Annotated in this window: 23 protein-coding genes and 1 tRNA gene; 13 read left to right on the plus strand and 11 right to left on the minus strand. The window is 70.1% G+C overall.

The window, feature by feature from the left end; translation table 11 throughout:
* Nucleotides 1-220 precede the first annotated feature (220 nt).
* The 7 genes from tmk (at nucleotide 221) to ABGB17_RS09535 (ending at nucleotide 7,916) form a co-directional block, all read left to right on the plus strand.
* Nucleotides 221-2,281 carry a dTMP kinase gene (gene tmk, locus ABGB17_RS09505; protein ID WP_347627527.1) on the plus strand — a complete coding sequence of 687 codons (2,061 nt, stop codon included), beginning with the start codon at nucleotides 221-223 and terminating at the stop codon, nucleotides 2,279-2,281.
* Nucleotides 2,282-2,335: 54 nt separating this feature from the next.
* Nucleotides 2,336-3,517, plus strand: coding sequence for a DNA polymerase III subunit delta' (locus tag ABGB17_RS09510; RefSeq protein ID WP_347627529.1), 1,182 nt, complete (start codon nucleotides 2,336-2,338; stop codon nucleotides 3,515-3,517).
* 290 nt (nucleotides 3,518-3,807) lie between these two features.
* Nucleotides 3,808-4,644: a regulatory iron-sulfur-containing complex subunit RicT gene (gene ricT, locus ABGB17_RS09515; RefSeq protein ID WP_347627863.1), complete on the plus strand. Its 837-nt coding sequence runs from the start codon at nucleotides 3,808-3,810 to the stop codon at nucleotides 4,642-4,644.
* Nucleotides 4,645-4,732: 88 nt separating this feature from the next.
* Nucleotides 4,733-6,292 (plus strand): alpha/beta hydrolase, encoded by a 1,560-nt coding sequence (locus ABGB17_RS09520; RefSeq protein ID WP_347627531.1) that lies wholly within the window; start codon nucleotides 4,733-4,735, stop codon nucleotides 6,290-6,292.
* A 70-nt stretch (nucleotides 6,293-6,362) separates the two neighbouring features.
* Nucleotides 6,363-6,439: transfer RNA gene (locus ABGB17_RS09525), tRNA-Thr, on the plus strand.
* A 350-nt stretch (nucleotides 6,440-6,789) separates the two neighbouring features.
* A complete protein-coding gene (locus ABGB17_RS09530; protein WP_347627533.1) occupies nucleotides 6,790-7,590 on the plus strand; it encodes a phosphotransferase in 801 nt (266 codons plus the stop codon).
* A 32-nt stretch (nucleotides 7,591-7,622) separates the two neighbouring features.
* The gene (locus tag ABGB17_RS09535) at nucleotides 7,623-7,916 is read left to right on the plus strand and encodes a DUF6247 family protein (protein WP_347627535.1); all 294 of its coding nucleotides are present in this window, start codon (nucleotides 7,623-7,625) and stop codon (nucleotides 7,914-7,916) included.
* A gap of 338 nt (nucleotides 7,917-8,254) precedes the next feature.
* Here the strand turns inward: ABGB17_RS09535 and ABGB17_RS09540 are convergent, their stop codons facing one another.
* Entirely contained in the window at nucleotides 8,255-8,461 is a 207-nt protein-coding gene (locus ABGB17_RS09540; protein ID WP_347627537.1) for a hypothetical protein, read from the minus strand.
* A gap of 331 nt (nucleotides 8,462-8,792) precedes the next feature.
* Here ABGB17_RS09540 and ABGB17_RS09545 point away from each other — a divergent pair, with 331 nt between their 5' ends.
* On the plus strand, nucleotides 8,793-9,203 hold the full coding sequence (locus ABGB17_RS09545; RefSeq protein WP_347627539.1) for a hypothetical protein: 411 nt from the start codon (nucleotides 8,793-8,795) through the stop codon (nucleotides 9,201-9,203).
* A gap of 323 nt (nucleotides 9,204-9,526) precedes the next feature.
* Nucleotides 9,527-9,961 (plus strand): STAS domain-containing protein, encoded by a 435-nt coding sequence (locus ABGB17_RS09550; RefSeq protein ID WP_347627541.1) that lies wholly within the window; start codon nucleotides 9,527-9,529, stop codon nucleotides 9,959-9,961.
* Nucleotides 9,962-10,273: 312 nt separating this feature from the next.
* On the opposite strand, the gene ABGB17_RS09555 is transcribed toward ABGB17_RS09550, so the two are convergent.
* The 3 genes from ABGB17_RS09555 to ABGB17_RS09565 form a co-directional block, all read right to left on the minus strand.
* Nucleotides 10,274-10,423, minus strand: coding sequence for a hypothetical protein (locus ABGB17_RS09555; RefSeq protein WP_347627543.1), 150 nt, complete (start codon nucleotides 10,421-10,423; stop codon nucleotides 10,274-10,276).
* A gap of 234 nt (nucleotides 10,424-10,657) precedes the next feature.
* Entirely contained in the window at nucleotides 10,658-11,767 is a 1,110-nt protein-coding gene (locus ABGB17_RS09560) for a hypothetical protein (RefSeq protein WP_347627545.1), read from the minus strand.
* Nucleotides 11,768-11,965: 198 nt separating this feature from the next.
* Complete coding sequence (locus tag ABGB17_RS09565) at nucleotides 11,966-12,505, minus strand: hypothetical protein (protein WP_347627547.1); 540 nt, start codon at nucleotides 12,503-12,505, stop codon at nucleotides 11,966-11,968.
* A 418-nt stretch (nucleotides 12,506-12,923) separates the two neighbouring features.
* On the opposite strand from ABGB17_RS09565, the gene ABGB17_RS09570 reads away from it, so the two are divergent.
* On the plus strand, nucleotides 12,924-13,685 hold the full coding sequence (locus tag ABGB17_RS09570) for an MBL fold metallo-hydrolase (RefSeq protein ID WP_347627549.1): 762 nt from the start codon (nucleotides 12,924-12,926) through the stop codon (nucleotides 13,683-13,685).
* A 72-nt stretch (nucleotides 13,686-13,757) separates the two neighbouring features.
* On the opposite strand, the gene ABGB17_RS09575 is transcribed toward ABGB17_RS09570, so the two are convergent.
* Nucleotides 13,758-14,114, minus strand: a complete 357-nt coding sequence (locus ABGB17_RS09575; protein ID WP_347627551.1) for a hypothetical protein — start codon at nucleotides 14,112-14,114, stop codon at nucleotides 13,758-13,760.
* 361 nt (nucleotides 14,115-14,475) lie between these two features.
* On the minus strand, nucleotides 14,476-15,882 hold the full coding sequence (locus ABGB17_RS09580) for an Ig-like domain-containing protein (protein ID WP_347627553.1): 1,407 nt from the start codon (nucleotides 15,880-15,882) through the stop codon (nucleotides 14,476-14,478).
* 276 nt (nucleotides 15,883-16,158) lie between these two features.
* On the opposite strand from ABGB17_RS09580, the gene ABGB17_RS09585 reads away from it, so the two are divergent.
* Nucleotides 16,159-16,506: a spore germination protein GerW family protein gene (locus ABGB17_RS09585; RefSeq protein ID WP_347627555.1), complete on the plus strand. Its 348-nt coding sequence runs from the start codon at nucleotides 16,159-16,161 to the stop codon at nucleotides 16,504-16,506.
* Between the two features lie 132 nt (nucleotides 16,507-16,638).
* Nucleotides 16,639-17,349 (plus strand): ferritin-like domain-containing protein, encoded by a 711-nt coding sequence (locus ABGB17_RS09590; protein WP_347627557.1) that lies wholly within the window; start codon nucleotides 16,639-16,641, stop codon nucleotides 17,347-17,349.
* On the opposite strand, the gene ABGB17_RS09595 is transcribed toward ABGB17_RS09590, so the two are convergent.
* Nucleotides 17,327-18,505: an anhydro-N-acetylmuramic acid kinase gene (locus ABGB17_RS09595; protein WP_347627559.1), complete on the minus strand. Its 1,179-nt coding sequence runs from the start codon at nucleotides 18,503-18,505 to the stop codon at nucleotides 17,327-17,329. The genes ABGB17_RS09590 and ABGB17_RS09595 overlap by 23 nt on opposite strands.
* A gap of 111 nt (nucleotides 18,506-18,616) precedes the next feature.
* On the opposite strand from ABGB17_RS09595, the gene argG reads away from it, so the two are divergent.
* The gene (gene argG / locus ABGB17_RS09600) at nucleotides 18,617-20,074 is read left to right on the plus strand and encodes an argininosuccinate synthase (RefSeq protein WP_347627561.1); all 1,458 of its coding nucleotides are present in this window, start codon (nucleotides 18,617-18,619) and stop codon (nucleotides 20,072-20,074) included.
* 24 nt (nucleotides 20,075-20,098) lie between these two features.
* Here argG and ABGB17_RS09605 read toward each other — a convergent pair whose 3' ends face one another.
* From ABGB17_RS09605 to ABGB17_RS09620, 4 genes are all read right to left on the minus strand, one after another.
* Nucleotides 20,099-20,482, minus strand: a complete 384-nt coding sequence (locus ABGB17_RS09605) for a VOC family protein (protein WP_347627563.1) — start codon at nucleotides 20,480-20,482, stop codon at nucleotides 20,099-20,101.
* A 13-nt stretch (nucleotides 20,483-20,495) separates the two neighbouring features.
* On the minus strand, nucleotides 20,496-21,236 hold the full coding sequence (locus tag ABGB17_RS09610) for an ArsR family transcriptional regulator (protein WP_347627565.1): 741 nt from the start codon (nucleotides 21,234-21,236) through the stop codon (nucleotides 20,496-20,498).
* Between the two features lie 105 nt (nucleotides 21,237-21,341).
* On the minus strand, nucleotides 21,342-21,707 hold the full coding sequence (locus ABGB17_RS09615) for a DsrE family protein (protein ID WP_347627567.1): 366 nt from the start codon (nucleotides 21,705-21,707) through the stop codon (nucleotides 21,342-21,344).
* Nucleotides 21,708-21,783: 76 nt separating this feature from the next.
* A complete protein-coding gene (locus tag ABGB17_RS09620) occupies nucleotides 21,784-23,589 on the minus strand; it encodes a BTAD domain-containing putative transcriptional regulator (protein ID WP_347627569.1) in 1,806 nt (601 codons plus the stop codon).
* Nucleotides 23,590-23,642 lie beyond the last annotated feature (53 nt).

Raw genomic sequence — 23,642 nt, forward strand, 5'->3', positions numbered from 1 at the left:
TTACCTTAATTAGGGCAGGTTAACCTTAGCGTGGCAAGGGCTTTGACCTCAGGCGGGGGGCTTGATCAGCGTCGGGACCGCTCCGGAGCTATGACTTTCCGGTGCATAGTGTCTCCACCGTCGGGTCAACTGGTAATACCCTCGGGGGTGGAACAGGTGGACGATTCCGACCTGTGCTGACTCCCTCCCCGCCCGGCGAGCACCTGGATACGCTGACATCATGACCACGTCCGGCCGGTCCGCTCCGCGGCGCAAACCCCCCCACGTGCTGGCGAACGCCCCCTTCCGCCGGTTGTGGACGGCCATGATGGTGTGCAGCCTGGGAGACTGGCTCAACATCATCGCGATCACCGCGTTCGCGGCCTACCTCACCCGCGGGTCCGGCTACCAGGCGCAGAGCCTCGCCATCGGCGGCGTCTTCGTCGTCAAGATGCTCCCGGCCATCGTGCTCGGGCCGCTCGCGGGCGCGTTCGCCGACCGGTTCGACCGCCGCCTCACGATGTTCGCCAGCGACCTGCTGCGGTTCGCGCTGGTGCTGTCCATCCCGGTGGTCGGCAGCTACCAGTGGATCATCATCGCGACGTTCCTCGTCGAGTGCGTGAACCTCTTCTGGGTGCCCGCCAAGGACGCCACCGTGCCGAACCTCGTGCCGAAGGAGCGGCTGGAGGAGGCCAACCAGCTCAACCTGCTGGTGACGTACGGCACCGCGCCCGTCGCCGCGGCCCTGTTCGCCGTGCTGTCGCTGATCGTCGAGCTCACCGGGCAGGCCGTGCCCAGCCTCACGTGGGAGCCCGCGCGGCTGGCGCTGATCGTCAACGCCGTGGCGTACCTCGTGTCCGCGTTCCTGATCTTCACGCTGACGGGCATCCCCAAGGGGCACGCCGAGCGGGTCGCCGCGCCGTCGGTGCTGCGGCAGATCATCGACGGCTGGCGGTACGTCGGCGCCAACCGCATGGTCCGCGGCCTGGTCATCGGCATGCTGGGGGCCTTCGCGGCGGGCGGCGCCGTCATCGGCGTGGCCAAGGTGTACGTCGTCTCGCTCGGCGGGGGCGACGCCGCGTACGGCACGGTGTTCGCCGCCGTCTTCGTCGGCATGGGGCTCGGCATCTTCTTCGGGCCGCGGGTGCTCAGCGAGCTGTCGCGGCGGCGGCTGTTCGGTCTGGCGATCGTCACGGCCGGCGTGGTGCTGGCCGGCATCGCGCTCATCCACAACCTCGTCATCCTGGTGCTGCTGACGGTGGTGCTCGGGGCCTGCGCGGGCATCGCGTGGATCATCGGGTACACCATGATCGGCCTGGAGGTCGAGGACGCCATCCGCGGCCGCACCTTCTCGTTCCTGCAGTCCCTGGCCCGGGTCACGCTGCTGCTGGTCGTCGCCATCGCGCCGGCCCTCGCGGGCCTGTTCGGCGAGCACATGTTCTCGGTCGGGGCGGGCATCGTCTACCGGTTCGACGGGCCCAACCTGGTCATGCTGGTGGGCGGGCTGCTCGCCGTGATCGTCGGGGTGCTGGCGCTGCGCCACATGGACGACCGGCGGCACGTCCCGCTGCGGGCCGACCTGCTTGCCGCGCTGCGCGGCGAGCGGTTCGTGCCCGAGACGGCCGAGCAGGCGCGCGGCATGTTCATCGCCTTCGAGGGCGGCGAGGGGTCGGGCAAGACCACGCAGTCGCGGCTGCTCGCCATCTGGCTGCGCGACCAGGGGTTCGACGTCGTGCAGACCCGCGAGCCCGGGTCCACCAAGGTCGGCATGCGGCTGCGCGCCATCCTGCTCGACTCCGCGCACCAGGGGCTGTCCGCGCGGGCCGAGACCCTGCTGTACGCGGCGGACCGGGCCGAGCACGTCGAGAAGGTCATCCGCCCGGCGCTGTACCGGGGGGCGATGGTGGTCTCCGACCGGTACGTCGACTCCTCGCTGGCCTACCAGGGGGCGGGGCGGGAGCTGGAGCCGCAGGACGTCGCCAAGGTGAACTCCTGGGCCACCGGCGGGCTGGTGCCCGACCTGACGGTGCTGATCGACGTGCCGCCGCCGGTGGGGTTGTCGCGGTTCGCCTCGCCGGCCGACCGCATCGAGTCCGAGCCGCTGGACTTCCACGAGCGGGTGCGGCGGGAGTTCCGGGCGCTGGCCGCGGCCGACCCCGACCGGTACTTCGTGGTGGACGGGCTGCGCACCCAGGAGGAGATCGCGGTGCTGATCCAGGACCGGGTGCGCGACATCCTGCCGGACCCCGTGCCGCAGGAGACCGAGGCGATCACCGGCACCATGCCCATCATCCGCGACTGACGGTTGTCCACAGGCGGGGCCCGCGGCCTCGCGCCTGGGGCTAACCTGGCGTGCGTGACAGTCTTCGACGACCTCGTGGGGCAGGACCGCGCGGTGGACGTGCTCCGGCAGGCCGCCGCCGCGGGCGCCGAGGTCCTCGCCGGGGGGCGCGGCGCGGGCATGACGCACGCGTGGCTGTTCACCGGGCCGCCGGGGTCCGGGCGCACCGAGGCCGCGCAGGCGTTCGCGGCGGCGTTGCTGTGCTCGTCCGGGGGGTGCGGGCACTGCGAGCTGTGCCATCAGGTGGCCGTCGGGTCCCATCCCGATGTCGAGACCGTGCGGCCGCAGGGGTTGTCGTACGGCGTGAAGGAGACCCGTGAGCTGGTGCTGCGGGCGGCCGGGGCACCGACGCTCGGGCGGTGGCGGGTCATCCTGTTCGAGGACGCGCAGCGGGCCACCGAGGCCGCGGCCAACGCGCTGCTGAAGGCCATCGAGGAGCCGCCGCCGCGCACGGTCTGGCTGCTGTGCTCGCCGTCGCCGGACGACATGATGATCACCATCAGGTCCCGGTGCCGCGTGGTCACCCTGCGCACGCCCTCCACCGAGGCCGTGGCCCACGTGCTCGCCACCCGCGAGAACGTCACGCCGGAGCTGGCCGCGTTCGCCGCGCGCGCCGCGCAGGGGAACGTGAGCCGTGCCCGCCGTCTCGCGCTGGACGACGAGGTGCGGCGGCGGCGCGAGGCCGTGTTGTCCCTGCCGCGCTCCCTCACCGGTCTCGGGGCGTGCGTTGACGCGGCGGAGCGGCTGGTCAAGACGTCCGCCGAGGACGCCGAGGAGGCCACGACCCGGCTCAACGAGGCCGAGACCACGGAGCTGCGCAAGATCTACGGCGAGGGTTCCTCCGGCAAGGGGCTCAACAAGGGGCTGGTCCGGGGCGGTGCCGGCGCCGTCAAGGAGCTGGAGGACCGGCAGAAGTCCCGCGCCACCCGCGTACGCCGCGACTCCCTGGACCTCGCGCTGCTCGACCTCGCCGCGTTCTACCGCGACGTCCTGGCCGTACAGCTCGGCGCCGTGGTCGAGCTGTCCACCGAGGACCGCCGGGCCGACCTCGACGCCCTGGCCCGGGCGTCCATTCCGGAGGACACACTGCGGCGCATCGACGCCATCATGGTGTGCCGCGAGCGCCTTGAGGCCAACGTCAACCCGCAGATGGCGCTGGAGTCCATGACGATCAGCCTGTGGAAGCCCCGCCTCTGACGCCGAGGCGTTCCATCGGCTCGCCGGCCACGTGTGGCCCGTCGCCCCTCTATGAGTTGGTCCCGTGCGCCACGGGCGGCCGGCCCGGTGGCGGACCTGAATGCCCGGCCCTGTGGCGCACCTGGGCGTCCGGCCCGATGGTGAACCCGGACGCCGCCCTGTGCCTTACACGCCCGCCTCCCCTAGCGACGACGGTCGTTTTATGGGCCGATGCCGCCTCTGCGCGTAGGGTGGGCGGCAACGCATCGGCATGGGCCGTATCGGCAAGGAGCGGAGGCGTTCGCGTGGGCATGATGATGGCGGTGAGCTTCACCCGATATGGGCGGCTCTACTATCTCGATCCCGGCGGACACAGCCCCAAGGTCGGCGACAAGGTCCTGGTGCCCACCGACGCCGGTCCCGAGGTCGCCGAGTGCGTCTGGGCGCCGCAATGGGTCAGCGACGACGTCGAGGGCCTGCCCGTCTGCGCCGGGATCGCCGCCGAGGAGCAACTGGAGCGCGACGAGACCAACCGCCGCCGCCGCGCCGAGGCCCGCAGTGTGTCCAAACGCCTCATCCGGCGGCACGAGCTACCCATGAAAGTCGTCGGCGTCGACTACCTGGACGCCGACAACGTCTACACCGTCTACTTCTCCGCTCCCCACCGCGTCGACTTCCGCGCTCTGGTCCGCGACCTCGCCCGCAACCTGCGTGCCCGGGTGGAGCTGCGGCAGATCGGCCCCCGCGACGAGGCCCGCCTGCAGGGCGGCATCGGCCCCTGCGGGCGGGATCTGTGCTGCGCCACGTTCCTCAAGGACTTCGAGCCGGTGTCCGTCCGCATGGCCAAGGACCAGGACCTCCCCGTCAATCCCCTGCGCATCGCCGGGGCGTGCGGCCGCCTGATGTGCTGCCTGAAGTACGAACACCCCCTGTACCAAGAGTTCCGCGCCGGCGCCCCCCGCGTCGGCGTCACCGTCGACACCCCCGAGGGCCAGGGCACCGTCGTCGGCCACAACGTGCCGTCCGACTCGGTCGTCGTCCGCCTGGAGGACGGCGGCCGCCGCTGCGCCTGCTCGCGGGCGGACGTCTGCGCGCCGCGTAAGCAGCATGACGAAAGATATGGAGGACAGACGGCCGCCGAGGAGTGAAAGCGCACGTCGGAGGGGTACTACCTAAGAGCCGTGGCGTTGATCTGGGCCACGGTTACACCGAATCGGGGGATAAGGTGGTCGGCGCATGACGCGCTGGACAAGTGTGGGCCGGACCAGACATACGGCCGCCGCTCTCACAGCGGCGGCACTGCTCGTCCCGGCGTGCTCGGCACAGGGCGACGCGAACCCGCCGGGCGATCCTCCCGCCGCCACCGCCCGGAACGACGCCCCCTCAGCCGCCCTGGCGACGTACTACTCCCAGAAGATCAACTGGACGTCCTGCCGCGAAGGCTTCCAGTGCGGCAAGGTCAACGTCCCCCTCGACTACGCGGACCCCGGCGGCGAACGCATCCAGATCAGCGTGATCCGCCTGCCCGCCACAGGCCGGCGGATCGGCTCCATCCTCCTCAACCCCGGCGGCCCCGGCGGCTCCGGCATCGAATACGCCCGCGCCGCCAAAACCGTGCTGACCCCCGCCATCCTGTCCCGCTTCGACGCCGTGGGCTTCGACCCCCGCGGCGTAGGCGAGTCGGCCCCCGTCCACTGCCTGACCGGCCCCCAGCTCGACCGTTTCATCGGCCTCGACGGCACCCCCGACACCTCGGCCGAGGTCGACGCCCTGGCCGCGGGCGCCAAGGAGTTCGCCGAAGGTTGCCAGGCGAAATCCGCGAAACTCCTCCCGCACGTCAGCACCGCCGACGCCGCCCGCGACATGGACATCCTCCGCGCCACCCTGGGCGACGCGGGCCTGACCTACTTGGGCAAGTCCTACGGCACCTACCTGGGCGCCGTCTACGCCGACCTGTTCCCCAAGAAGGTCCGCGCCCTGGTCCTGGACGGCGCCGTGGACCCCGCACTCCCCCCCGTCCCCGACGTCAACGCCGCCCAGGCGAGAGGCTTCCAGACGGCCCTGCGCTCCTTCCTGGCCAACTGCTTCACCCACACCTCCTGCCCCTTCCCGTCCAAGGACATGGACGAATCCCAGTCCCGCATCGCCGCCATGCTCAAGAAAGCCGACCAGACCCCCCTGCGCAACAGCACCGGCGACACCCGCACGATCGACGAATCCTGGGCCACCCTGGGCGTGGTCACCGCCCTCTACGACAAACGCTCCTGGCCGATCCTGCGAGTAGCCCTCTCCCAAGCCTTCCAAGGCGACGGCACCACGCTCCTCCGCCTCGCCGACATCCTGGTGGACCGCCGCCAAGACGGCACCTACAGCAACCAGACCGAAGCCAACATGGCCATCAACTGCGTGGACCACCCCTACCCCACGACCATCGAGGCGTACGAGCAAGCGGCCGCCACCGCCCAGAAGGAATCCCCGTTGTTCGGCGCCTACGTGATGTGGGGCTCCCTCCCCTGCAAGTACTGGCCCGTCCCCTCAGAAGGCACCGACAAGCCCCTGAAAGCCGAAGGCGCCCCACCCATCCTGGTAGTAGGCACCCAACGCGACCCCGCAACCCCATACCAATGGGCCCAGGCCCTGGCCACCCAGCTCTCCTCCGGCGTCCTCCTGAGCTACGACGGCGACGGCCACACCGCCTACCGCACCAACAGCTCCTGCATCGACAAGGCCGTAGACACCTACCTGATCAACCAAACTCCCCCAAAACCCAACACCCTCTGCCCCAAAGTAACCTAACCAAGATCCACAGTCCCGCCACCCGACCAGAACCTGTAGACTTCCACACGCTACGGCCTAGCCGCAGCCCGCCGCCTTAGCTCAGTCGGCCAGAGCGACGCACTCGTAATGCGTAGGTCAAGGGTTCGATTCCCTTAGGCGGCTCCACTCCGACCAGCGCGCCCCTTGATCACAGAGGCGCGCTGTCGTCGTTTCACGGCCTTCCAGGCGGTGTGAGCGTCGGCCGCGTCCTCGGGCGCAGGCTCGGGGCCTGGAGGCATGCGGAGGTAGGCGCACAGCACGTCGATGCACATCTGCCGACCGCCCACCCAATCGTCGGCCAGCGCGGCCAGGGCGTGTATCCCGGCCGGACGCACGGCGGTCCTCACGTAGAGCATCGGTACCGGCGCGTCGGGTGATCGTCCTCGGTGGCCTGCGCGCGGAGTATCCACCGATCGAGAGGACAGGACCCCCATGACCCTCACCTCCGGGTGGCCCCGCTGATCTAGTGTGAGCGGATGCGGCGTAGCGAGTGGCCTGACCTGCCCCAGCAGGTGCGTGCCGCCGTCCAGGACCACACCGGCCCGGTCGCGGGCAGCGTGCCGGTGGAGCGTGGCGAGCACGCCGACTTCCGGGCCGTGCTGGACGCCGAGGGCGGCCGGGTGTTCGTCAAGGGCATGCGGACCGCCGACCGCACGGCGGACCTGGTGGCGCTACGCCGCGAAGCACGCATCAACCCGCACGTGACCCACCTGGCGCCGTACGTGCTGTGGGAGGTGGAGGCCGGCGGCTGGCTGCTGGCCGGGTTCGAGTACGTCGCCGGCCGCCACCTCGAATACGCTCCCGGGTCGCCCGACCTTGAGCACCTGGCGCTCGTGGTCGAGCGCCTGGGCGCGACCCCCACCCCTGCGGGGATGACGCTGCAGGTGGAGCAGCGGTGGCCGGACGAGCCGGACCTGTCCCCGCTCGCCGGCGAGCGGCATCTGCTGCACACCGATCTGAACCCGGGGAACCTGCTCGCTACCGAGGCCGGCCGGGTGTACGTGGTCGACTGGGGTCACGTGACCCGGGGCGCGGCGTGGCTGGAGCAGGGCCTGCTGATCCCGTGGCTGATCCAGGCCGGGCATGCCCCGGTGCAGGCGGATGAGTGGCTGAGCCGCTTCCGGGCCTGGCGCACGGCCGACTCGGCCGCGGTGGATCTGTTCAGCAAGGTGAACGCGGACCGCTGGGCCCGCCTGGCCGAGGAAGGGCCGGCGCGGTGGAGGACGGCGATGGCCGAGGCGACCCGGGCGTGGGCCGAGTACCGCACGTCCGGGTGACGCGCCCGCAGCCCGCGCCGTACCGTGGAGGCATGACCGCCCAGCCCGTCCACCACGAGGACCCCACCGACCCCGAGGTCATCCTCCGCGACCTCCCCCAGCGTGAACGGGACGAGTTTCTGCGCCAGTACCATGCCGCCGTCGAGGCCGCCCACGAGCTGACGGGGTACCGCGCGCTGCGGCAACTGCCGCACCGCTGGAGCCTGGTCGTGGTCGCCGCCAACCAGCCGGGGTACTACGAGGCGATCGAGGACGCCAAGAACGGCGTCGGTGATTACGTGCCCCTGGAGGACGCCCTGGCGGCTGAGTTCGCTCGCCGGCCGTGAGCTACCGCCTGTACCTGTCGGAGCGGGCGCTGTGGAGGCTTCCCCTCCGACGCGCTCAGCGCACTGGGCGAGACGATGGCACTGGTGTGCCGTGACCCCTATGACCCGTTCATCACCATGGCTACGGCCGAGGGCGCCCAGCTACGGCGCGCGGACTTCGGCAAGGGCCGCGGGTTCGTAGACGTTCCTGATCCTGGACGCGGTGGGGGTGGTTCGCGTCGTCGACATCACCTGGGTCGGCTGACGCAGCTGCGGCGGCGGGCTGCGCGGCGGGCATAGGGTGGCGGCGAGGGCCCCGGGCGTGGGGAAGCGCACCGGGGCTCTCGTACGTCCGCCGGTCATTCGGCGAAGCTGTACTGGTCCGTCATGCCGCAAGTGATCACAAGCGCTTGCATCGTGATGTGCAGGGTCGCCGTCGCCGACTGCTGGATGAGTGGATCGGGGCCGGCCGCGAGGTAGTCGCTGATCGTCTCGCGAGTGTTCTTGAGGAGATCCGCACCTAGCCCGTCACGTCCACCAAAGGCGTCCTCCGCCCATCCGTCCACGTCCTCCCCTGGGGTCTGGAAGGCGACCGGCACACTGCGACACCGGCACCATGCCTGAGAACGTCACGACGGGCAGGAGCGCCTGCCGGCAACCGACGATTTGGAGAGCACTCATGAGCGTCTACGATGCCGCCCGCCGCCCCCGCCTATGGCCCTTACGGCCCCTACACCTGTAAGAACAGCCTCGTCTGGCGGGAGGCCACGCCGGGGGATCTCGTCTGCGTGACCCTGGGGAGACGGTCACTCACCTGGCAGGAGAACGCCGACGCCTGGAGGTAACGTCCAGCCCGGCGGCGGCCCTTATGGCCCCGACACGTGTGTGCAGGGGTACGTGTGGCGCGAGACCCGGCCCAGCGACCACGTCTGCGTCCTCCCCGAAATCCGAATGTGGGCCAGACAGGACAACCAGAATGCCGCACTGGGCTACGCGAACCTCGCCGAGATTCCCGCCAACGGCACCTCCGGCGGTTGGGATGGGCAGCGCATGTGGGTGGCGGGCTCGGGGTTCACGCCCAACGGCTCCATCGCCGTCTACGGCTGGTCCAGAAACACCGGCTACATGATCAGAACAGGCCGACCGCTGACCCTCCAGCGCAGCGGCGGCTACCTGCCCACCACCTACTTCACTCCCTCCGGTTGCTTGCTCGACTACCAGCGGACGATGCTGGTCATCACCGTCGACGAGGCGACGGGTCTCGTCCGCAACGCCGGAACGCAGTACATTCCCTGCAGTTGGGCCTGATGCAGACGGTTCCGCTCGGCCGTCGGCCGTCCCACAAGGCCAGGAGGAGGCACTCAGGGGTTGTCCAAGCACGGAATTCCCCTTGTGCTACCAAGCCGCCAGGTTGATCACTTCCGCCTCGCGATCGAGCAAGGTTGCCGTATGGCGTGCGGCTTCCCAAAGATCGTGATTTTTCTTTACAATGGCGAGTTCACCTTCGTGACTGCCCTCGGCGATGACGTCCGGTTGGGCGATCTTGAGGTCAACGTATGCGAGGTAACCTTAGGTGTCCCGCTCACCATGCTCCCTGCCCCCGGGTATCGTGCTCTTGCCATAGAGGCGCCATGTCTAAAGATCAGCACTCCCCGAACCGGAGAACCTTTTTTCAGATCGACCGGCAGAGCGCCACCGCGGCAACCGTCTTAACGGTACGCGGCGATCTGGATCATGGCAGCTTCGCGGCGTTCCAACAGCACATCAACGACCTGTTCACCGAGCCGTCGCCATCGGCCGTGATCATTGATGTGTCCGGGGTGGATTTCTGCGACTCTTCGGGGGTGGCGGCCTTGCTTGCCTGCCACCGGCATCTCGCCCGACAGGGCGGCGAACTGGTGCTGGTCGGCGCCGATGGCAGAGTCGCCCGCTTGCTGGAAATCACCAATCTGGTCCAGCTTTTTCGTCTGTACCCCACGCTGGAACAGGCTCAGGTCTTCCTGGCCGATCAGTGCCGCTTCCCGCAGCCGCCGACCGCTGAGGAGTTCCGCCCTTATAGGGCCTGACCTGGACAGTTGGAGGCGCGGCACGGGCAACTTGTAGAAATGCCCACATCAAGGAGATGGGTGGGTGTGTTGTGCATAAAACCTCATTGGGCATGGGTAAACCACACCGAGGGAGCTACCGTCTCCAGGCCGACGATGGCGAGGGCCGTGATAAGCACGAGCGCGTCGCGGCGGTGAAGTCGGACATCTTCCCAACTTTCCGTTGGTGGTGTGTCACGGGGTCGGCCGAGCAGGAGGTCGTCCCAGAGTCGGCGTGCGTCCCGTTCCCCATGGCCTCGGTGAGGCTTACGGAGCTGCGTCCCCGGGCCAGAGTCATCTGACGGCGTGGGAGCGTGCTCCGGGGCCGGTGGCCCGGACGGCGGCCCAGTCGATGTCCTGCCGGGCGGCCAGTTCGTCCAGGTCGCCTGAGCGGAACAGCGGGACCGCCAGCCGGTGGCTCCGTGGCTGCCACTGACTGTGCACGTGTGTGGACGACGGGCGTGAGCAGTCCGGCCCGCACCAGGTGGGCCAGATCCACGCGGCGGATGCCCAGGTGCGCCGCCGCGGCGTCCGGCGACCTCCGCGGTGGGCAGGGCGCCCCGTCGTCGAACGCTTCGATCGCCCGGCCGCAGTACAGGGCGCATCCCTTGTACTAGCCCACCTGCGGGATCAGTTCCTGGCGGGCGAGCTCGGAGACGGCGTCCGGAGTGCGAGTGGTCAGTTCTTGGGCCATCCGTCGTCGATGTGACCGGTCTTGGTAAGGGTGCGCCAGTCGGCGATCAGGGTTTCAGCCGCATCGATGCGGTGGACGGTGTAGTGGTCGCCGCGGTACCAGACGCACAGGGCGACGCGTTTGCCGTCGTTCTTGAAGTCGCGGCTGATGGTGACCTTCTTCCACTGTTCCTTGATCTGTTCGGAGGTGGTGGTGACCTTCAACTCGTGCTCATAAGCCGAGCTGACCGCGGCGGAGAATCCCTTGTAGGAGAACGCGAGGTCGAGGCTGACGCGGATGTTGGTGGTGTCCTCGACGACCTTCTCGTTGCGGGTGGTCAGCCCGACGTAGGTGTCTTCGGTCTTGGTGTAGTTGTTGTTGCCGGCGTGCTCGTAGTACAGAACTTGCTGCCAGTAGCCGTAGCGCCGCACGATGTAGTAGGGGCTGTGCTTGGCCTGCCAGGTGGTGTCCATGCCGGGATCGTTGATCGCCAGGTAGGGGATGGCGACTTGGCCGATGAGGACCTCTTTGGTGCGCGTATTGGGCCGCTGGAAGCCCTTGAGCCGGTCGACGTCACCGATCTGGGAGGGGTCGGTGTCGATGTGCGCGAGGTTTTCGATCTTGGCCAGGCTCTTGACCTTCTGGAAGGTGAAGCGGGCCAGGGTTTCGTCGTCGTCGCCGACGATCAGGGGCGGGTCGCCTGCCTTCTTGCGACGGACGTTCAGGCTGGTGCCGGCATTGGTGATTTCATAACCGGCGCCGTTGCCGACGATGCTCCAGTGGGTGAGGGTGTTGGCGGCCCAGGCGCGCTGCTGGCCGGAGGTCTCGATTACCAGGTTGGTGTCCGCGACGCCGCTGAGGTTTTCGGGCATCACCAACTCGCCCCGGTCGGCGTTGACGATCCAGTAGGTAGTGCGCGCGCTGTTGATCGGCATCAGGTGGAAGTAGTTGGCGGCCTCGGGCTTGGCGGCCAGGTCGAGCAGGCACTTGGGCAACTCGGGCCGGTACACCCGCACGTTGTGCCCGTCGGCCTGCTTGATCAGGTAAATACCACCCGGCTTGAGCGTGCTGCCGGAGGTTGGGGAGGCGGTGTAGGTCTCGTCGGCTGTCGTCACAGCGCTCTCCTTCAGAGGGATGGAATCACAGGGGGATCTGTCGAGGCCGCTGCCCAGGCCAGTCCCCGAAGAAAGGTTCACCTCCCGTGGGGGTCTGACCTGGCCAGCAAGATGCTCCAGAACAGGCTGGGCGTGGATCGCCGCGTCGGGGGCCAGAGCGGGGAACCCGCTGGGGTGAGAGCCGATGGGGCCGGCGGGTCAGGCGGGTGCCGAGACCGTCGCGGTCACGGAGGCGTTGTTGCCGTTACCGCCGGTGTAGTTGGTGTCGAAGACCGGGTCGGTCTGCTGCCAGTCGTAGCTGTTGCGATCCACATAGGGGTTGTTCCAGTGGAAGCGGACCTGCTTGCCGGACTGGGTGCAGTTGCTGGCCAGGTATTTCACCGCGGCCTCGGTGCCGGTCATGAACCCGTCGGACTCGGTCCTGAAGTTGTCGCTGGCGCCGGGCTGGATCGTCTGGACGGGGTGAGTCGTCCAGATCCCGTGGTCGAGTTCCTTGGTGCGCAGCGTCAACACGCAACTGGTCTTGTTCTCGAAAGTGACGGCGACGCTGCGCGCCGCGGCCTGCTGCCGAGCCTCCGCGTCGGGGGCCGGCGCGGCATGGGCGGCCTTGGTGGTCTGAGAGGACGTGGGAGCCGCGGCCGTGGCGGCCGCCGCCGATGCCGTCAGGGCCGCACCGGCGGCCAGCCCGGCAAGGCCCAGGGCCGCCACACGGCCCGACGAGCGAGTTGCAGTGCGCATGGGAATCCTTCCGTGGGGGAGTGCACCGAACACCTCCTCTACTAACCGATTGTCATCGACCTACTACTCTAAGTAGGTAGATCTTTGGCGGACCCTCGGCACCCGCTCTGGCAGTCCAACTGGGCGACGGCGCCTGAGACCGTGCGAGGTGGCAACGGCCGCTACGACCGAGATCCCGCCGTAGGAGCCCGTACCTCGTCGTGGCCGGTTTCGGCGGCGTGGTGACGGGCGTCGGTTCGGGATGGTCGATGTCGGAGGCGCCGCGTCGGTACTTCAAGGGTTCGATTCCCTCAGGCGGCTCCACTCCGACCAGCGCGACCCTTGATCGCAAAGGGTGCGCTGTCGCCGTTCCGGGGGTTGTCCGCACGGGAGCGGAGGGCACACGCCCGTGCCATCCATGACCGTCTGGGATGCTGGCATGATGCGGCAAGTGACCGTCCTCGGCAGTTGCGGTGCGTTTCCCGAGCCGGGCCGGGCCTGCAGCGGGTTCGCGGTGGACTGGGATGGTTACCGCCTGGTGCTCGATCTGGGCTACGCCACGTTGCCGCGGTTGCTTGCGCACTGGCCGGATGGGGCGGTGGATGCCGTCGTCGTCACCCATGAGCACCCTGACCACTGCGTCGACCTGCACGGGCTGTTCCGGATGCGGTTCTACGGTGATCCTGGTGGCCCGCGGCTGCCGTTGTACTGCCCGCCGGGTGTGCTCGAACGGATCAGTGGGCTGGAGCCCGACGTCGACCTCCGCGCGGTCTTCGACGTGCATTCGCTGCCTGGTAGTCACCAGGTGGGGCCGTTCGCCCTCACGGGGGTGTCGCTGCCGCACTACGTGCCCAACGCCGGCATCCGGGTGGAGGCCGACGGGGTTGCTCTGGCTTACACCGGCGACACCGGCCCGACCTCCGTGCTCGCCGAGCTCGGGCGTGACGCCGATCTGTTCATTGTTGAGGCCACCGACCGTGACGGCGAGGCCGACCGGCCCATCCGCAATCTGCTGGGCTCCACGGAGGCCGGTCAGTGGGCCCGCCGGGCGGGGGCGCGCCGGTTGATGCTCACCCACTTCTGGCCGGGCAACGACAGGGGTGCCTCTGTGGCCGCCGCCCAGGAGGAGTTCGGTGGTGAGGTGTCGGCGGCCGAGGAAGGACTCACTGTCGCGCTCGGGGGGAACTCAGGAGTCGGGTGATGGCGATTGTTCAGGGGGACGGGTCGGAGACCGATCCGGAGCGTGCGGTGGCCCGGCTCTGACGGGTGATCGTCAGGGCATGGTGGCGCAGTACGGGCCCGCCGGTACCCCGGGGGCGTACAACGTCACACAGATCCGGTCGCCGGAGGTCAGGGGTGGGTTCGGCTGGTACCAGCCCTGGAAGTAGGTGCCGGTGGAGAAGCCGGACATGGCTCCGCTGGTGGGTGCGCCGTTGACGGTGGCGCTGACGGAGAGCCAGCTGGGCGGCGGTTTGATGATGAAGACGAAACGGCTGCCTTCGAGGCCGGCGCACACGGGGGCCTCGGGGATGCAGTACGGGCCGGCCGCCTGGGCGGGGGCGGCCATGGTGAGGAGGGCGGCGGACAGGGAGAGGATCATGACGATCCGGGTGATCAGTCTGCTGATCATTACTCACCCCGTGGGTTCGTGGTGACGAGGGGCACGAGAAAGGCCCGGTATGGCCGTGAGCTGACCCGACGATAACCCGGCCTGCCGGAGGGGATCTATTACCCGAAGGGTTATCTCGTGTCCGGGGGGCGGGGTGAGGTGTGCGGCGGTGTTGATCGTGGGTTCGCCGGCACTCGTGAGCGCGTAGGTCCAGGGTTCGGTTTCCTTGGGCGGCTCCATGGCGAAACCCCAGGTCACAGTTTTCGGACCTGGGGTTTCTCGCCTTCGGAGGCCGGCTGCTTCTTGCTGGGGCCGTCCTTGTTCCGTGTCATGGAATCCGGCCGACTCCGTGGCTGCGGTTTCGTTCAGGGGGTGGTATCGCTCATGGGGTGGGCGGGCAGCGGGGGGTTTCGAAGACGACGCCGTCCAGGTGGTTGCCGGTGGCTGGGTTGCCGCCGGCTGTTGTTACGGATTCGAAGGAGAAGCGGGTTACGGTTTGGCCTGGTGGGACGGTGTAGGTGCCGGTGTAGTGGCGCCAGGTGGTGTTGTCGGTGATGTCGGGGGTGGTGGCGCCGGTGGGGGTTTGGGCGGTGGTGGCGCCTGGTGGGCCGATGAGGACGTGCATCGTGTCGGTGCCGGCTACGCCTCGGTGGTACAGGGACCAGGTCATGGTGGTGCCGGGGACGGTGGGGAGGTCCTGGTACAGGGTGGAGAACTGGGTGGCGTTGAGTTCGGCGAACTGTTGGCCGTCGGCGGCTGGGACGCCGTTGTAGCCGGTGCGCCAGAGTTCGACCAGGCGGTCGGTGGCGGTGGTGCGCCAGCCTATGGCGGGGTTGGTGGAGGCGTCGGGCAGCAGTTGGTAGCCGGTTACGGGGGGCGCTTCGAAGCTGCCGTTGGCCAGGGTGACGGGGGTGTCGGTGCAGGGGACGGTCACGGTGACCTTGGCGGTGGCGGTGCCGCAGGCGGTGGTGACGGTGTAGGTGAAGGTGTCGGTGCCGACGAAGCCGGGGGCGGGTGTGTAGGTCACGGTGGTGCCGGAGACGGTCGCGGTGCCGCGGCCGGGTGCGGTGACGTTGGTGATCACCGGGGCGGTCGCGGTGTCGTTGGACAGGACGGGCACGTTGACGGGTCTGCCCTGGGCGGTGGCGGTGTCGTCGGTGGCCCGGGTCGGTGAGATCGACTGGCCGTTGACGATCTGGATCGGCGGGGCGGGGGTGTTGTTGCCGAGCTGGCCCGGTGCGGCGATGACGCTGCTGATCCCGCTCGGGCGGATGGTCATGCTGCTCCCGGCCGTGCCCTGGCGGACCCGGAAGGTGATGACTTTGGCGGGTGGGTCGGTCTTGGTGCCGGGTGACGTGATGGACAGGGTGGTGCCGCTGACGGTGCCGGTGCCGGACTGGCTGACAATGTCGGCGTTGGCCAGCAGGGACGACAGGTCCCAGGTGGTGGTGTAGGTGCGCACCAGCAGTGGCCACTGGGCCGTGCGGTGGGTCAGGGTGATAGTGAAGGTGCCACCTGGTGCGATCTGGCCGCCCCACAGGGACGGCGAGGTGTCGACCGAGACCGACCCGCTGCCGAGCCGCATGCCGAAGGCGTTCTTCCAGTAGTAGCTGACGGGGTACGTCGTCTGCCCCGGCCGGACACATGGTGCGGCGGCGGCCTGTTGTGCGGTGGTGCGTGTGTGCGCGCCGGCGCCGGCCACCGCCGGGGGTGCGGACACGGCCAGCAGCGCGGTCAGGGCGCAGGTGAGCATGGTGAGGGCTGACCTGTGCCGTTGTGCTATCGCCATGGAACTCCCGATCTGTGGGGAACAGGTGCAAGATCAAAATCCCTGGCGATACTACTGAGAGTGATCGACAGATTGCCGAGGGCGCCGTCATGGGAGATTCGTGTCGTGGGCCGGATGCCCCACAGAGAGGCGGTCGCCGGGCGGCCGGGAAGCGCGGTGCGATCGTGCGGCTTGTGCTCTCGCTCTCGCGCGGCCGGTCCGCGGGGTTGTGTGATTCGATCGTGGTGCACCGGATGCCGGTGACGTGCCGGCGGGCGCCGCAGTGGGAGGACGGACATGGACGTCATGGAGATGCTGGAGAAGGCAAGGGACGCCGTCACGGTCCGGCGGGCTTTCGGCGAGCCGATCACGTGCGATGGCGTGACGGTCATTCCCGTGGCCCGGGTCGGCGGGGGCGGCGGGGGCGGGGGCGGTCACCGGGACGGTGATCAGTCCGGAGGGGGGTCGGGGGGCGGCTTCGGGGTGGGGGTGGAACCGGCCGGGGTGTTCGTCGTCAAGGACGGTGTCGTCACGTGGCAGCCGGCGATGGACTACAACAAGATCATCCTGGGGGGTCAGCTCGTCGCCGTCGTCGCGCTTCTCACCGTGCGCGCCATCGTGCGCCGCCGTGCCCGGCGGCCGTGATCTCGGTCGCCACCAGGGGCTCAGGCCGTATCGCGCCGGTCCTCGATCCAGCGGACGCATAGGCGTACGGACGCCGAACCTCTACAAATTCACTCGCGGAATCTGCACATCGGGCCGGTAGGTTCGCGGGCCATGACGGTCGATACGGGTGATTTCACGACCTGGCTGCGGGACTTCGAGGGGGCGGCGCTGCTCCGGGACGTGTGGGGTGATCCCGACTGGCGGCTGGGCGCGCGGCTGGATGCCGCGCTGGTGCGGAGCATCCAGCGGTTCCAGGTGGGGGAGGAGGGTGACGGGGCGGCTCTCACCGCCAAGGCCGAGCAGGCGGGTGACCCTGTGTACGCGGACGCGGTGCGTCTGTTCGTGGCGGAGGAGCAGGAGCACGCCCGTCTGCTGCGCCGTCTGCTGGAGGCCGCGGGTGCGGAGACGATCCCGGGGCACTGGTCGGACGCCGTCTTCGCCCGGCTGCGGCGGCTTCTCGGCCTGCGGACGGAGCTGATGGTCCTGATGGTCGCCGAGGTGGTCGCGCTCGCCTACTACCGGGCGTTGCGCGACGGCGCCCGCGACCTCCTCGCTTCGGAGGTCGCGGGGCGGATCCTCGCCGACGAGCTCCGGCACGTGCCGTTCCACTGCGAGCGGTTGTGGCGGGCCTTCCTGGGGTTCTCCGGCCCGTCGCGGACGGTGGTCGCGGCCCTGTGGTGGCTCGTGCTGGCCGGTGCGGTGACCGTGGTCGTGATCGGTCACGGTCACGCCCTGCGTGGCGTCGGGGTCTCCCGTAGCGCTTTCGCCTGCGACGCCATGGAGCGCTTCCGCGCCGTCGTCACCGACGTGATGTCAAGGTGAGCTTGCGTGGTGCCTCGGTGAGGGGGGCCGGGAGGGTGAGTGGTCGTGAGCCGGGGGTGAGGGTGCCGAGGACGCGGGCGGCGTGTGCGCCGGTGGCGCCGGGGACGGTCGCGGGTAGGCCGTGAAGGGTGTGCCAGCCGATCAGGGCGAAGGCGATGGCCTCCTTGGTGTCGGTGGGGGCGCCGTACTCGTCGCTGTACGTCAGGGTCACGCCGGGGAGGGCGCGGCGCAGGGCGTTCATGAGGGTGGGGTTGTGGCAGCCGCCGCCTGAGGCGACGACGAGGTTCACGTGGCTCGCCGTCACCTCTTGGGCGACCGTGCGGACGGTGAGTTCGGTGAGGGTCGCCACGAGGTCGGCGGCGCCGGGGCGGGTGCCGGCCTTCGCCATCGCGGCCTCGACGTGGCCGAGGTGGAACAGTTCCTTGCCGGTGCTTTTCGGGGCGGGGAGCCGGTAGTAGGGCTCCTGGAGCAGCACAGCGAGAAGGGGTTCGTCGACCGTGCCGGAGGCGGCGATGCGGCCGTTCTCGTCGTAGCCCCGCGGGTCGAGGGCCTGGCTCGACACCACCGCGTCGATGAGCGTGTTCGCGGGGCCGGTGTCGTAGGCGACGACGTCGTCGTGGGCCCGTACCACGGTGATGTTGGCGATGCCGCCCAGGTTGAGTGCGGCGGCGCCGCCGGGGTGGCCGGCGAGCAGCAGGGCGTCGAGCAGGGAGACGAGGGGGGCGCCCTGGCCGCCGGCCGTGATGTCGCGGACGCGGAGGTCGGAGAGGACGGGGGTGCCGGTGCGTTCGGCGATCCAGGCGGGCTGGCCGATCTGCAGGGTGCCGAGGGCGCGTGGGCCGTCGACCCAGTGGAACACGGTCTGGCCGTGGGAGGCGATCAGGTCGGCCGGGCCGGTGTGGTCGATCGCGGTGGCGGCGGCTTCGGCGAAGCTCTGGCCGATGAGGGTGTCGAGTTCGCACACTTCGGCGAGGGTGGTGGTCGCCGGGGGGAGCGCCTTGGCGAGGCGGGCACGGAGTGCGGCGGGGTAGGGCGTGGAGGTGGTGAACTCGACGGTTCCGCGGAGCGTGCCGCCGCTGTAGGTGGGGTCGAAGCCGACCAGGGCCACGTCGATGCCGTCGTGGGAGGTGCCGGAAATCATGCCGAGGATCCTCATGACGCCTCTCCGTGCGCGCGTCACCGCCTCCCGTCGAGGGGCGGCCCGTCCGTGATCGTTTTGAAAGAGGGTATTGCATGGTCATGCATAGTTGTGAATATACTTCTGCTCATGTCCAAGGTGCTCACCTCCTTGCCCGTCGGTGAACGTGTCGGGATCGCCTTCTCAGGTGGTCTCGACACCTCGGTTGCGGTCGCGTGGATGCGCGAGAAGGGTGCCGTGCCGTGCACCTATACCGCTGACATCGGTCAGTACGACGAGCCTGACATCGGGTCGGTGCCGGGGCGGGCCACGGCCTACGGGGCCGAGATCGCTCGGCTGGTGGACTGCCGGTCGGCGCTCGTCGAGGAAGGGCTCGCGGCGCTGGCGTGCGGGGCGTTCCACATCCGGACGGGAGGGCGGACGTACTTCAACACGACGCCGCTCGGCCGGGCCGTCACGGGGACCCTGCTGGTGCGGGCGATGCTTGAGGACGGGGTGCAGATCTGGGGGGACGGGTCCACCTTCAAGGGGAACGACATCGAGCGGTTCTACCGGTACGGGCTGCTCGCCAACCCCTCGCTCCGGATCTACAAGCCGTGGCTGGACGCCGAGTTCGTCAGTGAGCTCGGCGGGCGCAAGGAGATGTCCGAGTGGCTGGGGGCGCGTGCCCTGCCGTATCGGGACAGCACCGAGAAGGCTTACTCGACGGACGCCAACATCTGGGGGGCGACGCACGAGGCCAAGTCGCTGGAGCACCTCAACACGGGCATCGAGATCGTGCAGCCGATCATGGGGGTGCGGTCCTGGGACCCGGACGTCGAGGTCCTGGCGGAGGACGTCACGGTCGGGTTCGAGCAGGGACGGCCGGTGACGATCAACGGCAAGGAGTTCGAGTCCGCCGTCGATCTGGTGCTGGAGGCCAACGCCATCGGCGGGCGGCACGGGCTCGGGATGTCCGACCAGATCGAGAACCGGATCATCGAGGCGAAGAGCCGCGGCATCTACGAGGCGCCGGGCATGGCGCTGCTGCACGCGGCGTACGAGCGGCTGGTCAACGCGATCCACAACGAGGACACGCTGGCCGGGTACCACACCGAGGGACGCAAGCTGGGGCGGCTGCTGTACGAGGGGCGGTGGCTGGACCCGCAGGCGCTGATGCTGCGTGAGTCGCTGCAGCGGTGGGTCGGGATGGCGGTGACCGGTGAGGTGACGCTGCGGCTGCGGCGGGGTGAGGACTACTCGATCCTGGACACCCAGGGGCCGGCGTTCAGCTACCACCCGGACAAGCTGTCCATGGAGCGGGTCGAGGACTCGGCCTTCGGGCCGATCGACCGCATCGGCCAGCTGACCATGCGCAACCTCGACATCGCCGACACCCGCGCCAAGCTGGAGCAGTACGCCGGGCTCGGCATGATCGGCAGCCAGCAGCCGGCGCTGATCGGCGCCGCCCAGGCCGCCGCGACGGGGCTGATCGGCGCGATGCGCGAGGGCGGCGCCGAGGCGATCGCCGACCGCGGTGTGGTCGCCCCGGTGCCCTCGGACGACGAACTGCTCGACCACGCCGCGATCGAGTCCGGTACCGACTGACCGCCGCGCCAGGGCCGGGATCGGTCAGTGGGCGGCGGGCTGGAACAGTTCGACGAGGTTCCCGGCGGGGTCGGTGAGGAGGATCTGGCGCCCGCCGGGGCCGGCGACCACGTCGCTGCTGAAGGGCAGGCCGGTGGTGCGCAGCCGGTCGATCTCGGCGTCGAGGTCGTCGACGATCAGGTGGATGCGGTTGCGGCCCGCGGTGGCGGAGTCGGCCGGGGTGGCGCGGGCGCCTGAGCTGGCCGGGCCAGACAGCAGCAGGCGCAGCGGGCCGCGGACCACGTCGGCGAACGCGGGGGCGGCGCTCATGCGCAGGGTGAAGCCGAGCTGGGTGGTGTAGAAGTCGACGGCCGCCTCGACGTCGTCGACGAGGTAGCGGACAGCGGCGTACTGGTCGGGTGCCGTCATGGCGGGATCTCCTTCACGAGGGGGCGGAGGACAGGACGGGCAGCAGATGCCTGACGCGGGTGTCGATGGCGGCCGCGGTGCGCCGGAAGGCGGGGTAGCCGTCCGTGTCGGGGTCGGGGATGCTCCAGTGCGCCCGCCGGGGCCGGCCGGGGAACTCGGGACAGGCTTCACGGGCCTTGTCGCACAGGCTGATCACGTAGTCGAAGCGGCGGGTGGCGACGGTGTCGACGTGCTGGGGACGCCGGCCGCTGACATCGATGCCGAAATCGTCGCGCAGCACCCGTACGGCGTCCGGGTGAAGGCGCGGCTTGGGCCGGGTGCCGGCGCTGCCCGCCTCGACCTGACCGCCGGTACGGTGGCGCAGCAGGGCTTCGGCGATGGGTGACCTGGCGCTGTTGCCGGTGCACACGAACAGCACGCCGGCGTGTGGTGTGTGCCGCGGGTCCGGCGCGGGCTCTCGCCTCAGGGCCGGGTGGAGGGCGGCGCCCGTGCCGGCCAGCGCGTCCGCGCAGCGCTCCAGATCCAGGTGGTAGTAGGTGTCGCGGCCGTCGAAGCTGCTGCGTGAGGCGGTGACCAGGCCGCTGTCGCGGAGCAGCCGCAGGTGGTAGGAGACCAGGTTCTGGGGTTCCCCCACCAGCGCCACCAGTTCCCTGACCCGGTGGTCGCCGGCCGCGAGCTCGCTCAGCAGCCGCCACCGCAGCGGGTGGGCGGCCATGCGCAGGAACGCCGGGACGGCTTCGGTCGGCGGTGCCACGAGCAGTACATTACATCAAAATGATTTGATGCATCCCGTCGGTGTGCGGCCGGGTCTCCGGGAGCGGGCCCCCGTCCGTTCCCTGAGACCCGGCCGTTTCCGGGATCAGTAGCTGAAGGTGGTGGCGTTCTCCGGGCCGATCCATTCCCACATGGGGATGGTGCCGGCGAGTTCGGCGCCCTCGACGAGCTGGTGCTTGTCGAGTTTGCGTGCGTCGAAGCAGATGGGGCAGACGTAGAAGCGGCCGCCGGCCTTGGTGTAGCGGGCGAGCAGGTCGGACAGTGGGGGGCAGCCGTCGCAGGCCACGGCGGTGGCGATGCCGTCGAGGGCCAGGCGGGTGGCTTCCTTGGTGAGGAACATGAGGGTGGGGCGGCCTTGTTCCGCGGCGCCCACGGCGACGAGGAACGCCACGGTGACGCGTTCGGTGTCCTCCAGGCCGGTGGTCAGGCTGATTACCGCTTTTCCAGACATGAGGGTTCTCCCCGTTCGGGTGTCGATGGGACTTCCCGAACGATGGGGCACCGGCGTGTGACGGGGCGTGTGACGTTCAGCGGTGGGCGGGGGTGCCGGCCAGGAGGGGGCGCAGGGCGGGGTTGTCGATGCCGGCGGCCAGGAGGCGGGCGGAGGCGAGGGCCGTGGGGTCGCCCAGGTGGCCGCGGTGCACATGGGCGCGGACGATCAGTTCGCGCATGTCGCAGCGGGCGGCGAGGGAGGACAGGGTGGCGACCAGCGGCCGGGCCGCTTCCGGGTCGCCCTGCTTGAGCAGCGCGGTGATCACGGTGTCGAGGACGTGGGCGTGCAGCCATTGGTAGCGGTCGGTGACCCGGGTGGCGCGCGACAGGGCTTCGGTGTGCCAGCGGGAGGCGGTGTCGTCGTCGCCGAGGGTGGTGTGGAGCAGGGCGAGGACGCGGGCCGCCATGCCCTCCCAGCACGGGTCGCCGAGCTGGCAGCCGAGCGTCCACGACCGTTCCAGGGCCTCGGCGGCGGAGTCGGCGTCGCCGGCGGTCAGGTCGAGTTCCGCGCGCAGGGCCAGCGGCCAGGGCAGGAAGGCCATCCAGCGCTGGCGGCGTACCAGGTCCAGGCTGAGGGCCAGGGCGGCGGCGGCCGCGTCGTGCTCGCCGCGCAGGATGTGGGCTCGGGCCAGCAGGGACAACGACCACGCCTGCTGCCGCTCGTCGCCGCAGGCCCGGGAGTGCTCGATCGACTTCTCGAAGTGGGCGAAGGCGGCGGGGTAGTCGCCGCGGTCGGAGGCGTTCTGGCCCTGGACGCCGCGGATCGGGGCGAGTTCCTCGTCGGTCTCGGCCAGGGCCTGGGCCTTGAGCAGCCAGGCGCCGGCCGTTTCGCGTCGGCCGGCGAGCACCTCGGCGAAGCCGAGTTTCCGGCTGGCCCGGACGACGGTGGCGCGGTCGCCGGCCTCGGTGGCCACGAGCAGCGCCTCCTGCAGGACGATCGCGCCTTCCTCGTCGCGGCCCCGTACGGCGTTGACGAGCGCGCCGCCGAGGGAGGCCAACGCCCGGCCTCGCAGCGTGTCGTCGCCGCAGCGGGCCGCTCCCGCGACGGCCAGGCGCAGGTAGTCCAGGCCGGCGTCGACGGCGCCGGCGTCGATGGCCGCGTCGCCGGCCTCCAACTGGCCGGCGACGGCCGCCCTGCCCCCGAACTGCTGCCGCATCGGGGGGTGCGGGGTCGCGGTCGCCGCCGCCCGGAGCGCCGGGGAGGCCTCGACGCCGAGCTCGCGGCGCAGGACGTCCTCGCACACCGTGACCTGGCGCAGGGCGGCGGCGCGGTCGCCGGCCTGCACGAGCACCCGGACGAGCAGCTCGTGGTTGCCCTCCTCCAAGGGATTGCGGGTCACCGCGCGAGAGGCGTACGGGATCGCCTCACGCGGGTGCCCCGCCGCGAGTAAGGTGACGGCCGCCTGGCGCAGCCGGGCCTCCGCCATGGCGGACACGCGGTGCCGTTCCACCAGGAGCCATGACTCGAACTCCGGGCCTGCGGCCACGTCCACCCCTTCGAGCAGCTCGCCGCCGAGGCCGAGCAGCGCGGCGGCCTCGGCGTGGTCGCCGGTGAGCAGGTGGACGTCGAGCGTCACGCCGTCCGGGAGCGTGGTGACGACGGGGTCGCCGTCGAGCAGCACCGGCAGGGCGCGGCGCAACTCGGCGAGGGTCCACCGCAGCGCGCCCAGCGGGTCGTTGGCGTCCGCGAACAGCAGTTCGGCCAGACGCCTGCGGCTCGGCGGCCGCTCCGCCAGCAGCAGGTACCCGAGCAACGCCCACGCCTTACGGCCGCGCGGAGCACGGCCGGGCCGTCCGTCCCGCTCGACGCACGGGGGCCCGAGCAGCCGTATCGTCACCATGGCGCCGACCCCTCTCCGCGTGTGCGCGTCCAGCTTCACATTGCCAAGCGGAG

Origin of the sequence: Sphaerisporangium sp. B11E5 (assembly GCF_039871875.1) — a bacterium.
Lineage (GTDB): Bacteria > Actinomycetota > Actinomycetes > Streptosporangiales > Streptosporangiaceae > Sphaerisporangium.